Origin of the sequence: Pseudomonas kulmbachensis, assembly GCF_963681935.1 — a bacterium.
GTDB classification, from domain to species: domain Bacteria; phylum Pseudomonadota; class Gammaproteobacteria; order Pseudomonadales; family Pseudomonadaceae; genus Aquipseudomonas; species Aquipseudomonas kulmbachensis.
In genome coordinates this window covers 4,223,173-4,237,964 of sequence record NZ_OY817088.1, presented here as the reverse complement: position 1 = coordinate 4,237,964, position 14,792 = coordinate 4,223,173, and the positions used below count along the sequence as shown (strand labels likewise).

10 protein-coding genes are annotated in these 14,792 nt (G+C 58.7%); 7 read left to right on the top strand and 3 right to left on the bottom strand.

Features of this window, described 5'->3' with window-relative positions:
- From lepB to pdxJ, 5 genes are all read left to right on the top strand, one after another.
- Positions 1 to 855 carry a signal peptidase I gene (gene lepB, locus U5A05_RS19565; RefSeq protein WP_261739527.1) on the top strand — a complete coding sequence of 285 codons (855 nt, stop codon included), beginning with the start codon at positions 1 to 3 and terminating at the stop codon, positions 853 to 855.
- Positions 856 to 1,072: 217 nt separating this feature from the next.
- A complete protein-coding gene (gene rnc / locus U5A05_RS19560; protein ID WP_019822045.1) occupies positions 1,073 to 1,762 on the top strand; it encodes a ribonuclease III in 690 nt (229 codons plus the stop codon).
- Positions 1,755 to 2,657: a GTPase Era gene (gene era / locus U5A05_RS19555; protein ID WP_261739526.1), complete on the top strand. Its 903-nt coding sequence runs from the start codon at positions 1,755 to 1,757 to the stop codon at positions 2,655 to 2,657. Before rnc ends, era begins: the two co-directional genes overlap by 8 nt.
- A 139-nt stretch (positions 2,658 to 2,796) precedes the next feature.
- Complete coding sequence (gene recO, locus U5A05_RS19550) at positions 2,797 to 3,486, top strand: DNA repair protein RecO (RefSeq protein WP_261739525.1); 690 nt, start codon at positions 2,797 to 2,799, stop codon at positions 3,484 to 3,486.
- A 50-nt stretch (positions 3,487 to 3,536) separates the two neighbouring features.
- A complete protein-coding gene (gene pdxJ / locus U5A05_RS19545; protein ID WP_261739524.1) occupies positions 3,537 to 4,280 on the top strand; it encodes a pyridoxine 5'-phosphate synthase in 744 nt (247 codons plus the stop codon).
- A 168-nt stretch (positions 4,281 to 4,448) separates the two neighbouring features.
- Here pdxJ and mltF read toward each other — a convergent pair whose 3' ends face one another.
- Positions 4,449 to 5,906: a membrane-bound lytic murein transglycosylase MltF gene (gene mltF, locus U5A05_RS19540; protein ID WP_261739523.1), complete on the bottom strand. Its 1,458-nt coding sequence runs from the start codon at positions 5,904 to 5,906 to the stop codon at positions 4,449 to 4,451.
- Positions 5,907 to 6,191: 285 nt separating this feature from the next.
- On the opposite strand from mltF, the gene purL reads away from it, so the two are divergent.
- Both purL and U5A05_RS19530 read left to right on the top strand, forming a co-directional pair.
- Positions 6,192 to 10,088: a phosphoribosylformylglycinamidine synthase gene (gene purL, locus U5A05_RS19535; RefSeq protein ID WP_261739522.1), complete on the top strand. Its 3,897-nt coding sequence runs from the start codon at positions 6,192 to 6,194 to the stop codon at positions 10,086 to 10,088.
- 20 nt (positions 10,089 to 10,108) lie between these two features.
- Positions 10,109 to 10,420, top strand: coding sequence for a YqfO family protein (locus U5A05_RS19530; protein WP_261739521.1), 312 nt, complete (start codon positions 10,109 to 10,111; stop codon positions 10,418 to 10,420).
- A gap of 98 nt (positions 10,421 to 10,518) precedes the next feature.
- Here U5A05_RS19530 and nagE read toward each other — a convergent pair whose 3' ends face one another.
- Both nagE and ptsP read right to left on the bottom strand, forming a co-directional pair.
- On the bottom strand, positions 10,519 to 12,213 hold the full coding sequence (gene nagE / locus U5A05_RS19525; protein WP_321834434.1) for an N-acetylglucosamine-specific PTS transporter subunit IIBC: 1,695 nt from the start codon (positions 12,211 to 12,213) through the stop codon (positions 10,519 to 10,521).
- A 28-nt stretch (positions 12,214 to 12,241) separates the two neighbouring features.
- A complete protein-coding gene (ptsP, locus tag U5A05_RS19520) occupies positions 12,242 to 14,758 on the bottom strand; it encodes a phosphoenolpyruvate--protein phosphotransferase (RefSeq protein ID WP_321834433.1) in 2,517 nt (838 codons plus the stop codon).
- Positions 14,759 to 14,792: the final 34 nt, after the last annotated feature.

Below are 14,792 nucleotides of genomic sequence, written 5' to 3'. Positions count from 1 at the left end.
ATGTCACTAAATTTCCCGCTGTTGCTGGTCATTGCTGTTGCCGTGTGCGGTTTGCTGGCGCTGCTCGATTTGGTCTTCCTGGCTCCTCGCCGGCGCAAGGCCATTGCCAACTATCAAGCCAGCGTTACGCCGGTTGATAGGCAGGTAGTCGAAAAGCTCAACAAGGAACCGCTGCTGGTTGAATACGGCAAGTCGTTCTTCCCGGTTTTGTTCATCGTGTTGGTGCTGCGTTCGTTTCTGGTTGAGCCGTTCCAGATCCCGTCCGGCTCGATGAAGCCGACCCTGGATGTGGGCGACTTCATTTTGGTGAACAAGTTTTCGTACGGGATCCGCTTGCCGGTACTCGATACGAAAGTCATCGAAGTGGGTGATCCGAAGCGGGGCGATGTGATGGTGTTTCGCTACCCAAGCGATCCGACGGTTAACTACATCAAGCGTGTAGTTGGCCTGCCGGGCGACAAGATTCGCTACACCAGCGACAAGCATCTGTATGTCAACGATCAACTGGTTGCCGAGCAACTGGTGGGCACCGAACCAGGAACCCTGGGCAGTGCCGAGTTGTACAAAGAGAAGCTGGGCGAGGTCGAGCACATGATCCGCAAGGAAATGAGCCGCTACCGTGCGCCACCTGACAAGGAGTGGACGGTTCCGGCCGGGCATTACTTCATGATGGGTGACAACCGTGACAATTCGAACGACAGCCGTTACTGGGATGATCCGAACATTCCCAAAGACGAGCTGGGCATGGTTCCCGACAAGAATATCGTCGGCAAGGCCTTTGCTGTTTGGATGAGCTGGCCAGAGCCCAAGGCGAGCAACCTGCCGAACTTCTCGCGGGTTGGTCTGATCAAGTAGTCAAGACGGCGCTGTTAATAACAGCGCCGAATGCTTTTCAGGTGTACGAATAAGTCGTGTGCCTGAGTATTCAGGATGTGGATTTGAACAAAGCGTTAAGTGTGACGGCGGCGAACAGCCTGTTCCCTGTCCATTTGCTATGCGATAAACGAGCATCACTGATCCCTTATATCGGTCCGGTGGTGACATTCGGCCACGAACTCAGCGTGGGTAAATCGTGAGTTTTTCTTTAGAACGTTTAGAGCGTCAGCTCGGTTATACCTTCAAAGACCAGGAACTGATGGTTCTGGCCCTGACACACCGCAGTTTCGCGGGGCGCAATAACGAGCGTCTTGAGTTCCTGGGTGATGCCATTCTCAATTTTGTTGCTGGCGAAGCGTTGTTTGACCGCTTCCCGTTGGCCCGTGAAGGCCAGTTGTCGCGTCTACGCGCGCGCTTGGTAAAAGGCGAAACCCTGGCCGTACTGGCTCGTGGTTTTGAGTTAGGCGAGTACTTGCGCCTGGGCTCTGGCGAACTGAAGAGCGGCGGTTTTCGCCGTGAATCGATTCTGGCCGACGCCCTTGAAGCGCTGATTGGCGCCATTTACCTGGATGCGGGCATGGATGCCGCCCGCGACCGCGTATTGGCCTGGCTTGCCAGTGAGTTCGAGACCCTGACTCTGGTCGATACCAATAAAGATCCAAAGACCCGCCTGCAAGAGTTCTTGCAGTCGCGTGCCTGCGATCTGCCGCGTTACGAAGTGGTAGATATCCAGGGCGAACCGCATTGCCGCACGTTCTTCGTTGAGTGCGAAATTGCCCTATTGAATGAAAAAAGCCGGGGTCAGGGTGTGAGCCGTCGTATTGCCGAACAGGTAGCGGCCGCCGCAGCACTGATAGCCCTTGGCGTGGAGAATGGCCATGACTGATACAACTGCAACTCGCTGTGGCTACGTTGCCATTGTTGGTCGACCAAACGTGGGTAAATCCACACTGCTGAACCACATTTTGGGTCAAAAGCTGGCGATCACTTCGCGCAAGCCGCAGACCACTCGCCACAACATGCTGGGCATCAAGACCGAAGGCACCGTGCAAGCGGTCTACGTTGATACCCCGGGCATGCACAAAGGCGGCGAAAAGGCCCTGAACCGCTACATGAACAAAACCGCTTCGGCAGCGTTGAAAGACGTTGACGTGGTGATCTTCGTCGTGGACCGCACCAAGTGGACCGACGAAGACCAAATGGTGCTGGAGCGCGTTCAGTACGTGACCGGTCCATTGATCGTGGCGCTGAACAAGACCGACCGTATCGAAGACAAGGCCGAGCTGATGCCGCACCTGAGCTGGCTTCAGGAGCAACTGCCGAACGCCCAGATCATTCCGATTTCGGCTCAACACGGGCATAACCTCGAAGCGCTGGAGCGTGTGATCGCCGATCACCTTCCGGAGAACGAGCACTTCTTCCCGGAAGACCAGATTACCGACCGCAGCAGCCGCTTCCTGGCCGCCGAACTGGTACGCGAAAAAATCATGCGCCAGATGGGTGCAGAGCTGCCGTACCAGATCACCGTAGAGATCGAAGAATTCAAGCAGCAGGGCAAAACCCTGCATATCCATGCCTTGATTCTGGTTGAGCGTGACGGTCAGAAAAAAATCATCATTGGCGACAAGGGCGAGCGCATCAAGCGTATCGGCACCGAGGCGCGCAAGGATATGGAGCTGCTGTTCGACTCCAAGGTCATGCTGAACCTGTGGGTTAAAGTGAAAGGCGGCTGGTCCGACGACGAACGCGCCCTGCGTTCCCTGGGCTACGGCGACTTGTAAACACAGCTCTACCCGTGGGAGCGAGCCTGCTCGCGAAGGTCGTTAACGATAGTGCGCGTTTATTGGATAATCGCAGCGCTCTTCAGACCTTCGCGAGCGGGCTCGCTCCCACGGTGATTTCAGGCGTATACAAAACTCCATGTCCAGCAAGCCCATCGTCCCCCAGCTCGCCTACGTCCTGCACAGTCGACCCTATCGTGAAACCAGCGCGCTGGTTGATTTCATCACGCCTCAAGGGCGCCTGCGGGCGGTGTTACGCAGTGCGCGGGGTAAGGCCGGTACGTTGGCGCGGCCCTTTGTTCCGTTGGAAATCGAGTTTCGCGGGCGTGGCGAGCTGAAAAACGTCGGGCGCATGGAAAGCGCCGGGATTTCAACCTGGCTCAATGGCGAAGCGCTGTTCAGCGGCCTCTATCTCAACGAATTGCTGATTCGGCTGTTGCCGGCTGAAGACCCTCATCCTGCTGTATTTGATCACTACGCAGCGACCTTGCTGGCGTTGGCCGAAGGCCGACCGCTGGAGCCTTTGCTGCGGGCGTTCGAATGGCGTTTGCTGGACGATCTGGGTTACGGCTTTTCGCTGAGCGTCGATATTCACGGCGAACCGGTAGAGGCCGATGGCATGTACCGCCTGCAGGTTGATGCAGGGCTGGAGCGGGTTTGGCTGCAACAGCCGGGGCTGTTTCATGGCGCGCAGCTGCATGCGATGGCCGAGGCGGACTGGGCTGCGCCTGGCGCATTATCGGCCGCCAAGCGCCTGATGCGTCAGGCACTGGCCGTTCATTTGGCTGGCAAGCCTCTGGCCAGTCGTGAGTTGTTTCGCAAGCCCTGAATAGACCGGTATGCTGTGCGCCGAATCTTCAACTCTTCAGGAGAGCCCCTGTGACCCAAAGCAACCGCATTCTTCTCGGCGTGAATATCGACCACGTAGCTACGCTGCGTCAGGCTCGCGGCACGCGTTACCCTGATCCGGTCAAGGCTGCGTTGGACGCGGAAGAGGCGGGCGCCGATGGCATCACCGTGCATCTGCGCGAAGACCGCCGGCACATTCAGGAGCGTGATGTGTTGCTGCTCAAGGATGTGCTGCAAACGCGCATGAATTTCGAAATGGGCGTAACCGAAGAGATGATGGTATTTGCCGAGCGCATTCGCCCGGCGCATATCTGCCTGGTGCCTGAAACGCGCCAGGAGCTGACCACCGAAGGTGGTCTGGATGTTGCCGGGCAAGAAGCGCGGATCAAGGCGGCGGTTGATCGTCTGGCTAAAATCGGCTGTGAAGTCTCGCTGTTTATCGATGCGGACGAGCGTCAGATAGAAGCGTCCAAGCGCGTGGGCGCGCCCGCTATCGAACTGCACACCGGGCGTTATGCCGATGCACAAACCCCGACCGAAGTGGCTGAGGAGCTGCAGCGTGTGGCCGATGGTGTGGCGTTTGGCCTGGCTCAGGGGTTGATCGTGAATGCCGGTCATGGCTTGCACTACCACAACGTAGAGGCAGTGGCTGCGATCAAGGGCATCAACGAGTTGAACATTGGCCATGCGCTGGTGGCGCACGCATTGTTCGTGGGCTTCAAATCAGCTGTGGCCGAGATGAAAGCGCTGATCCTGGCGGCGGCGAAGGCTTAATCCCCTTGTAGCAGCTGCCGAAGGAACGAGGCTGCGTTCGGCGACGTAGTCGTCGCAAATCAGACGCCTAAATGTGTCAGATATATCGAGTTATTCAGGTTTCACGACGGCTGCGCCGCCGAACGCAGCCTCGTTCCTTCGGTAGCTGCTACGAAATGACGCTTTTTGTCAGAGCTGCGGCTCTTCCTTCGGCTTGGTCTTGTCGACACCGGGGATGTGCAGCTTGCTGTCAGCGGCCTGATCGCCTTCAAGTTGCGGTTGTGTAGCCCATGTCAGGATGTCGTAGTAACGACGGATGTTGGCCACAAAGTGCACTGGCTCGCCGCCTCGGGCATAGCCGTAGCGGGTTTTGCTGTACCACTGCTTCTGCGCAAGGCGAGGCAGCATTTTCTTCACGTCCAGCCACTTGTTCGGGTTCAGGCCTTCTTTCTTGGCCAGCTTGCGTGCGTCGTCCAGATGGCCACCGCCAACGTTATAGGCCGCCAGCGCAAACCAGGTCCGGTCAGGCTCTTCAATATCACTGTCGAGCTCGCTCTTGATCAGCGCGAGGTATTTGGCACCGCCCATGATGCTTTGTTTGGCGTCCAGGCGATTGGATACACCCATTGCCTGCGCAGTGTTTTGGGTCAGCATCATCAGGCCGCGAACGCCTGTTTTGGACGTAACGGCGGGTTGCCACAAGGATTCCTGATAACCCATGGCGGCCAGCAGTCGCCAGTCGATCTGTTCTTTTTTGGCGGCGTCCTTGAAGAACTTTTCGTACTTGGGCAGACGCTGCTGCAAGTGCTGGGCGAAAGTGTAGGCGCCGACATAGCCAAGTACATCCACGTGCCCGTAGTAACGGTCTTTGAGGCGTTGCAGGGTGCCGTTTTTTTCGACCTTGTCCAGGTACGCATTGATCTCGTTGAGCAGGCTGTTGTCTTCACCTGCCGCGACCGCCCAGCGCTGGCTGCGGGCATCCCCCAGATCGAACGCCACGCGCACATTGGGGAAGTACACCTGGTTCATGGCCACTTCGTTGGAGTCGACCAGTGTCAGATCAATCTGACCCTCATCCACCATGCGTAGCAAGTCGACGACTTCGACGGCATCGGATTCGTCGTATTCAATGCCGGGATATTGCTTTTTGAGTTCGGCGAGCTGTTCGGCGTGGGAGCTGCCTTTCATGACGGTGATGCGCTTGCCGACCAGATCGGCAGCGGACGTGGGGCGCGATTGTCCGTTGCGATAGATGATCTGCGGTGTGACTTCGAGGTACGGGTGAGAAAACTTGGCTTGTTGCAGGCGCTTCTCGCTGCTGACCAGACCGGCAGCAGCTAAAGCCGGGCCGTTAGGCTGGCCCAGTTGATTGAACATGTCGTCCAGGTTGTCAGCTGTTTCGATTTTCAGCTCTACCCCCAAATCGTCGGCAAAGCGTTTCACCAGCTCGTATTCAAAGCCGGTTTCGCCATTGCGATCCTCGAAGTAGGTCGCGGGGCTGTTACGGGTAATCACCCGCAGTACCCCATCCTCCTTTACGCGCTCAAGGGTGCTGGGTTTTTCAACGCAGGCACCGAGCATCAGGAAGAGTCCGGTTGCGAGGAGCCATCTGGCTCCACGCTGGCGGATATCAGTTAGAGAAAACATCCGCGCAGTATACGCAAAGCAGCGCAGGTGCCATATCTCGACAATTTTCGAAGGTTCTGATAACAGCCGTCAAAATAGCTGAAACCCTTGTGGAATGGGGGTTGCGTCAATGTTTAAAGATCATAAGTGAGCATTCGCCAAGCGGCTGATAGCCATAAAGAATAAGGCTTTGGTCGATTAGTGACGTTTGGTGTGCTTCAGGTGTGCCGTTTCGGGTGCCGTGGCGAACGGTTTAGGCTAGAATGCCGGGCCTCAAAGCATACCCCTCCCGAGGCTGTCCCGAAGATGTTGATCCTGCGCGGCGCTCCTGCCCTTTCTGCCTTTCGCCACAGCAAACTCCTTGCACAACTGAGCCTCAAGGTTCCGGCTGTCACTGGTTTGTATGCTGAATTCGCCCACTTTGCCGATACCACCGGTGAGCTGACCAGCGATGAACAGCAGGTACTGGCTCGTCTCCTGAAGTACGGCCCAAGCGTGCCGGTCCAAGAGCCGAGTGGCCGATTGTTCCTGGTGTTGCCGCGGTTTGGCACCATCTCCCCTTGGTCCAGCAAGGCTAGCGACATTGCCCGTAACTGTGGCCTGGCTAAAATCCAGCGCCTGGAACGCGGCATTGCGTTTTACGTTGCCGGTCAATTCAGCGACGCTGATGCTGAACTGATAGCCGCTGCATTGCACGACCGCATGACGCAAATCGTGCTGGGTAACCTGGAACAGGCTGCCGGTCTGTTCAGTCACGCCGAACCCAAGCCGCTGACTGCGATTGACGTGCTGGGTGGCGGTCGCGCCGCGCTGGAAAAAGCCAACATCGAGTTGGGCCTGGCGCTGGCCGAAGACGAAATCGACTATCTGGTCAATGCCTTCAACGGTTTGGGCCGTAACCCGCATGACATCGAACTGATGATGTTTGCCCAGGCCAACTCCGAGCATTGCCGCCACAAGATCTTCAACGCCAGTTGGGATATTGACGGTCAAAGCCAGGAAAAAAGCCTGTTTGGCATGATCAAGAACACCTACGTGATGCACAGCGAAGGCGTTCTGTCTGCTTATAAGGACAACGCTTCGGTCATCGTCGGCAGTGTTGCCGGGCGTTTCTTCCCGGATCCTGATACCCGCCAGTACGGTGCGGTGCAGGAGCCTGTTCACATCCTGATGAAGGTTGAGACCCACAACCACCCAACCGCGATCGCCCCGTTCCCGGGTGCAGCGACCGGTTCCGGTGGCGAGATCCGTGACGAAGGCGCAACCGGTCGTGGCGCCAAGCCAAAGGCCGGCCTGACCGGTTTTACCGTATCCAACCTGCAGATCCCGGGCTTTGAACAGCCGTGGGAAGTGCCGTACGGCAAGCCTGAGCGCATCGTTACCGCGCTGGACATCATGATCGAAGGCCCGCTGGGCGGCGCTGCATTCAACAACGAATTCGGTCGTCCGGCTCTGACCGGCTACTTCCGTACGTTCGAGCAGTCCATCACCACCCCGCGTGGCGAAGAAGTCCGTGGTTACCACAAGCCAATCATGTTGGCTGGCGGCATGGGCAACATCCGCGCCGAACACGTACAGAAAGCCGAAATCACCGTAGGCTCCAAGCTGATCGTGCTCGGTGGCCCGGCGATGTTGATCGGCCTGGGCGGCGGCGCTGCTTCCTCGATGGCTACCGGCGCAAGCTCGGCTGACCTGGATTTCGCTTCGGTACAGCGCGAAAACCCGGAAATGGAACGCCGTTGCCAGGAAGTGATCGACCGCTGCTGGCAGTTGGGTGACAAGAACCCGATCAGCTTTATCCACGACGTGGGTGCTGGTGGTTTGTCCAACGCCTTCCCTGAGTTGGTGAATGATGGCGACCGCGGTGGCCGTTTCGAACTGCGCAACATTCCAAATGACGAGCCGGGCATGGCCCCGCACGAAATCTGGAGCAACGAATCCCAGGAGCGTTACGTTCTGGCCGTGGGCGTCGAAGACTTCGACCGCTTCCAGGCGATCTGCGAACGTGAGCGTTGCCCGTTTGCCGTAGTCGGTGAAGCCACTGCCGAGCCGCAACTGACGGTCACCGACAGCCACTTCGGTAACAGCCCGGTGGATATGCCACTGGAAGTGTTGCTGGGCAAGGCTCCGCGCATGCACCGTTCGGCAGTGCGTGAGCAAGAGCTGGGCGATGACTTCGATCCAGCTGCGCTGAGCATCGGCGAGTGCGTTGAACGCGTTCTGCATCACCCGGCCGTGGCAAGCAAAAGCTTCCTGATCACCATCGGCGACCGCACCATTACCGGTCTGGTTGCTCGTGATCAGATGGTTGGTCCGTGGCAAGTGCCAGTGGCTGACGTTGCCGTCACCGCCACCAGCTTCGACGTGTACACCGGTGAAGCGATGGCGATGGGCGAGCGTACTCCGCTGGCACTGCTGGATGCTCCTGCATCGGGCCGCATGGCTATCGGCGAAACCCTGACCAACATTGCGGCTTCGCGCATTGGCAAGATCAGCGATATCAAGCTGTCGGCCAACTGGATGTCGGCTGCCGGTCACCCGGGCGAAGATGCCCGTCTGTACGACACCGTAAAAGCAGTCGGTATGGAATTGTGCCCTGAGCTGGGCATCACCATTCCGGTGGGCAAGGACTCAATGTCGATGCAAACCCGCTGGAGCGAAGAGGGCACGGACAAAACCGTGACCTCGCCGCTGTCGCTGGTGGTTACCGGTTTTGCACCGGTGCTCGATATTCGCCAGACCCTGACCCCGGTACTGCGCATGGACAAAGGCCTGACCGATCTGGTTCTGATCGATCTGGGTCGCGGCCAAAACCGTATGGGTGCCTCGATTCTGGCGCAAACCTACGGCAAGTTGGGCAAGCATGCTCCAGACGTTGATGACGCAGAAGACCTCAAGGCCTTCTTCGCCGTGATCCAGGGTTTGAATGCTGATGGCCATCTGCTGGCTTACCACGACCGTTCCGACGGTGGTTTGCTGACCAGCGTAATGGAAATGGCGTTTGCCGGTCATTGCGGTGTCAACCTGGTGCTCGACGGTCTGGCTGAAACTGCCGCTGACATTCCTGCGATCCTGTTCAACGAAGAGTTGGGTGCGGTGATCCAGGTTCGTCAGGACTCGATGGCGGATATCCTTGCGCAGTTCAGCGCTGCCGGTCTGGGCGACTGCGTGTCGGTCATTGGCCAGCCGCGCAACTGTGACGATGTGAGCATCGAATTCAACGGCGAGACCGTGTTTGAAGGTCAGCGTCGTCTGCTGCAACGTCAGTGGGCTGAAACCAGCTTCCAGATCCAGCGTATGCGTGACAACGCTGATTGCGCCGAGCAAGAATTCGCCGTACTGCTGGAAGAAGACAACCCAGGCTTGAGCGCCAAGCTGAGCTTTGATGTCAACGAGAACATCAGCGCGCCGTACATCAAGACAGGCATTCGTCCTCAAGTGGCCGTACTGCGTGAGCAGGGCGTCAACGGTCAGGTTGAAATGGCGGCGGCATTCGACCGTGCCGGTTTCAACGCGATCGACGTGCACATGAGCGACATTCTGGCTGGCCGTGTCGACCTGAACGAGTTCAAGGGCTTGGTTGCCTGCGGTGGTTTCTCCTACGGCGACGTACTGGGTGCCGGTGAGGGCTGGGCCAAGTCGGCTCTGTTCAATGCCCGTGCTCGTGATGCGTTCCAGAGCTTCTTCGAACGTACCGACAGCTTCTCCCTGGGTGTGTGCAACGGTTGCCAGATGATGTCCAACCTGAGCGAGTTGATCCCGGGCAGCGAGCTGTGGCCGCACTTTGTGCGTAACCGCTCCGAGCAGTTCGAAGCCCGTGTGGCGATGGTTCAAGTACAGGAGTCGAACTCGATCTTCCTGCAGGGCATGGCCGGTTCGCGCATGCCAATCGCTATCGCGCACGGTGAAGGCCATGCCGAGTTCGCCAGTGAAGAAGCCATGCTGCAAGCGGACCTGTCCGGTTCTGTGGCGCTGCGTTTCGTCGACAACCACGGCAAGGTGACTGAAAACTACCCGGCCAACCCGAACGGCTCGCCGCGCGGGATTACCGGTCTGACCAGTCGTGACGGCCGTGTGACGATCATGATGCCGCACCCTGAGCGTGTATTCCGCGCCGTGCAGAACTCGTGGCGTCCAGAAGAGTGGAACGAAGATGCGCCTTGGTTGCGCATGTTCCGTAACGCTCGTGCTTGGGTAAATTAAGAACAGGGTGGATTAAGACGATGTACAAGCTCAGCTTTTTCGTTCCCCCGAGCCATGTCGAAGTGGTCAAGGATGCCGTATTCACTGCCGGTGGCGGTCGAATCGGGACCTATGATCACTGCGCCTGGCAGACATTGGGCCAGGGCCAGTTTCGCGCGTTGGACGGCAGTCAGCCGTTTCTCGGGCAAACCGGTCAGGTCGAGTATGTAGGGGAATGGAAGGTTGAGCTGGTCGTCGCCGATGACCTGATTCACGCCGTGGTGGCTGCGCTCAAGCACAGCCACCCGTATGAAACGCCTGCTTATGAAGTGTGGCGTTTGGCGGATTTGTAAACCCTGATATGTAGCGGCTGCTGCAGGCTGCGATAGGGTGCGAAGCAGCCTTGGTTTTTTGAAGGTCCTTCGACCCTTATCGCAGCCTGCGGCAGCGGCTACAGGGGCTTGATCAACTGCCCCAACACCTCGCTCAACCTGCCTGCCTGTTCCCCTACCAACACATGCCAAACGCCATCGGCGTGCTGGCTGATGCCTTGGCTGCCCAAAGCCTTGAGCTGCATCTCTGACAGCAAACACTCTTCCCCAAGCTTGACCCGCAAGCGGGTGATGGCTACGCATTCAACGCGTAATACATTGCTGCTGCCGCCCAGTGCGTTCAGCCATCTTTGTGCGTGTTCGGGTTCGATTTTTTGCACCGGCTCAACCGTTGTGGCTTGCACGGTACTGGCAGCTGGCGAATGACTGACTTGCGTTAGCTGCAGGCGAATGTCATCGGCAATGCTGTCTGCCATTGGCCCAACCACGACTTGCAGGCTGCCTGCTCGGCCGGGGCGCATCACGCCCATGGCGCCCAGGGCTTTGAGTTCGCTGTCGACGGCCTTGCTGCGGTCGGCCAGTTCCAGGCGCAAGCGCGTGGTACAGGCGCCAACCGTGATCAGATTGTCCGGGCCGCCCAACGCCTGAATATAGGCTTTGGCGCGCTGGTTTTCGCAGAGGCCGGCGGTTTCTGCCACGGGGTTGTCTTCACGGCCCGGGGTCTTGAGTTTGAAGCGGCGGATGCAGTAATCGAACACCAGATAATAAATGCCGAAGTACGCCAGCCCGATTGGAAAGATCATCCAGCCATTGGTCGACTTGCCCCAGCCCAGCAGCATGTCGATGGCCCCACCGGAAAAGGTAAAGCCCAAATGGATATTCAGCAGGTTGGTGATAGCCATCGACAGGCCTGTCAGCAGTGCATGCAGCAAGTAGAGCAAAGGCGCGAGAAACATGAAGGCGAATTCAATGGGTTCGGTGACGCCGGTTAAAAATGCCGTCAGTGCCAACGACAGGAAAATCCCGCCCATCAACTTGCGTCGTTCTGGCAGCGTGTTGCGATACATCGCCAGGCAAGCAGCCGGCAGGCCGAACATCATCATCGGGAACATGCCGGTCATGAATTGCCCGCCATTGGGGTCGCCTGCAAAGTAGCGGCTCAGATCCCCGGTCACGACTTGTCCGGCGTCGTTGGTAAAGCTGCCGAACACGAACCAGGCCATATTGTTGAGGATATGGTGCAGCCCGGTCACGATCAGCAGTCGATTAAGCACACCGAAAATAAACGCGCCGAGGCTGCCGCTTTCGAGCAGCAAGACACCCAGGCTGTTGATGCCTTCCTGAATAGGCGGCCAGATCAGGCCAAACAACGCTCCCAGGGCCACGGCCGCAAACCCGGTGACAATCGGTACAAAACGCCGGCCGCCAAAAAACGCCAGGTATTCCGGCAGCTTGATGTCCTTGAAACGGTTATACAGCGCGCCTGCCATCAGGCCGCTGACGATCCCTGCCAGCATGCCCATGTTGATATTGGGGTCCAGCGCCTTGAGGGTCGATACCAGCACAAGGTAGCCGATAGCTCCCGCCAACCCGGCAGTACCGTTGTTGTCGCGGGCGAAGCCCACGGCAATGCCGATGGCAAAAATCAACGCCAGATTGGCAAAGATGGTGCCGCCCGCATCGTGGATGATTGCGATGTTGAGCAAGTCGGTGTCGCCCAGGCGCAGTAACAGCCCGGCAATGGGCAGGATCGCAATCGGCAACATCAACGCCCGGCCAAGCCGTTGCAGACCTTCGATGAAATATTGATACATGAGGGATTCTCCGTCGTTGTTTTTGTTGTTAGTCGCACAGCGGCCAGTACTGACGACAGGCCTCGCGTACCGATGCGGCATTGCTCATGTTCAGCAGGGTCTGGCTTAACGTTTGGCACATCCCGGCATCCAGCTGACGAACCCGGGCCTTGATTTCACCGATTTGCAGCGGGCTTACCGACAGTTCGCGAACCCCCAGGCCGATCAAGACCGGTGTGGCCAGCGGGTCACTGGCCAGCGCACCGCATACGCCTACCCAGCGCTGGTGTTTTGCAGCACCGGCGCAGGTGTGGGCGATCAGGCGCAGCAACGCCGGGTGCAAGGCGTCGACACGGGCGGCCAGCCCTGCGTGGTCGCGGTCCATCGCCAGGGTGTACTGCGACAAGTCGTTGGTACCGATGGAGAGAAAGTCCGCATGTTCGGCCAATTGCTCAGCCATCAGGGCCGCTGCCGGTACTTCAATCATGACGCCCAGTTCCGGACGCTGGCTCAGGCCCATTTCAACGCGCAAGGCATCCAGGCGCCGACGGATATGCAGCAGCTCGTCGACTTCGGTAATCATCGGCAGCAGGATGCGGCAACGCTGCACTGGGCTGACTTGCAGCAGGGCGCGCAATTGCTGGTCGAGTACCTGGGGATGCAGTTGCGCCAGGCGAATACCGCGCAAGCCCAAGACCGGGTTGGCCTCGACGGGTAGCGGCAGGTAGTCGAGTTGTTTGTCGCCGCCTACGTCAATGGTGCGGATGATCACCGGCTTGTCGCCCATGGCATTGAGTACGCCCTGGTAGGCTGCAATCTGCTCTTTTTCATTGGGGGCGGTAGTACGATCGACAAACAGGAACTCAGTGCGCAGCAAGCCCACGCCGTCTGCACCATTGGCGTGGGCGCTGGCGGCTTCGTGGCTGGAAGCGACGTTGGCGGCAATTTCGATGTGTTGCCCGTCGCAGGTCATGGCGGGCTCACGGGCATGCAGTTGTTGACGGGAAAACCGTTGCTGTTGGGCGAGGTTGGTTTGGCGCACCTGTTCGACGCGCTCCGAGGTCGGGGTCAATTCCAGGCGAGCATTGTCGGCGTCGAGTATGACTTCCTGGCCTGCGGGTAAACCCAATACATCGGGGCCCAAGGCAACCAGGCAAGGCAAGCCTTTGCCGCGAGCCAGAATCGCCACATGGGAAGTGGCACCGCCTGCCGCCATGCACAACCCGGCCACGTTCTGTGCGCTGAGCATCAACAGGTCGGAAGGGGTCAGCTCATGGGCTGCGACGATGGCCCCCGGCGGCAACTGGCAATGCCCACTCTCACCCAGCAGGGCCCGCAGTACCCGCTGCTGAAGATCGTGCAAATCGTTGGAGCGTTCGGCCAACAGGGTGTTGCCCAGACTTTTCAGGATCGTGCATTGCTGCTCGATGGCATCGCTCCAGGCATGGGCTGCGTCATGTCCTTGGGCGATGGCGACGTGGCTGGCTTGCAGCAGTGCGCTGTCTTCGAGCAGGTCCAGGTGGGTGGCGAAAATCGTTTCTTCATTGCAGTTGTGTTGCTCGCGTGCGGCGCTCAGGGTCAGCCGGATCTCTGCGCGCACTTGATCCAGGGCAGTATTGAGTGCCAGCAATTGTTGCTCGGGAACATGGTTTCCGAGGTCGGGCGGCAGTTGTACGCCGGACAAATAAAACAGCGGGCCGCTCGCCAGTCCGGGCGCAGCACATACCCCGTTAAGCTGGCCCGGCGGATTGAGTGGCCGGATCGGTGTCGGGGCAAGTGCGGGTCGGGCAGGTGCCGGAGCCGATTGAGCTTTGCCCAGTACCGCCAAAACGGCTTGGAGCGCGGCGTCGGCATCTTCGCCTGCGCAACTGACCTGAACCTCATCCTGCTCGCAGATGCCCAGTGCCAACAGCCGCACAATGCTGTCGCACGGGGCTGAGTTGGCGCCTATGTGCAAGCGCACCAGGCTCTTGAAACCCAGAGCGGTCTGGCGCACCAGCGCGGCAGGTCGCGCATGCAGGCCACCGTGATGGGTTATGCGCACGCTGCCCTGGGCCTGTTGGCTGGTGCTGCCAGCGCCGCCAACCGGGGCAGCGCTGGTACGCGCAACGATATGCAACAACGCCTCGCCTGCCAGAGCCGTGTCATGTTGCGGGGGGTGCAGTTCGAAATGCTCGCCGTTGGTCAGCACCAGAAGGCTGATCAGGCTTTTGCAGCGTTGCGCGATTTGATCGGGGTTGAAGCGCAGCAGCGGTTGGCCGTTACTGACCCGGGCGCCGTTTTCCACCAGCAGCTGAAAACCTTCGCCCTGAAGATCAAAGGTGTCCAGCCCCACATGCAGCAGCAGTTCGGCACCGTTTTCAGCGCGTATGGTCAGGGCGTGGGCGGTTTTGGCGACATGCACCACTATCCCGTCACAGGGCGCATACAAACAATCGTTCAGAGGGTCGATGCCAATGCCGTCGCCCATCATGCCACTGGAAAATACGGCATCCGGTACGAGGGCCAGCTTGATGATCGGACCGCTAAGCGGCGCGCTGAGGGTGAGGTTCTTATTATTGTGCATGGCGCGATACTCATTAAACCTGCGGGGAGGACAA

Coding starts and splice junctions, on each gene's coding strand:
- lepB (WP_261739527.1), top strand. CDS start 1: ATGTCACTAAATTTCCCGCTGTTGCTGGTCATTGCTGTTGCCGTGTGC.
- era (WP_261739526.1), top strand. CDS start 1,755: ATGACTGATACAACTGCAACTCGCTGTGGCTACGTTGCCATTGTTGGT.
- recO (WP_261739525.1), top strand. CDS start 2,797: ATGTCCAGCAAGCCCATCGTCCCCCAGCTCGCCTACGTCCTGCACAGT.
- mltF (WP_261739523.1), bottom strand. CDS start 5,906: ATGTTTTCTCTAACTGATATCCGCCAGCGTGGAGCCAGATGGCTCCTC.
- purL (WP_261739522.1), top strand. CDS start 6,192: ATGTTGATCCTGCGCGGCGCTCCTGCCCTTTCTGCCTTTCGCCACAGC.
- U5A05_RS19530 (WP_261739521.1), top strand. CDS start 10,109: ATGTACAAGCTCAGCTTTTTCGTTCCCCCGAGCCATGTCGAAGTGGTC.
- nagE (WP_321834434.1), bottom strand. CDS start 12,213: ATGTATCAATATTTCATCGAAGGTCTGCAACGGCTTGGCCGGGCGTTG.
- ptsP (WP_321834433.1), bottom strand. CDS start 14,758: ATGCACAATAATAAGAACCTCACCCTCAGCGCGCCGCTTAGCGGTCCG.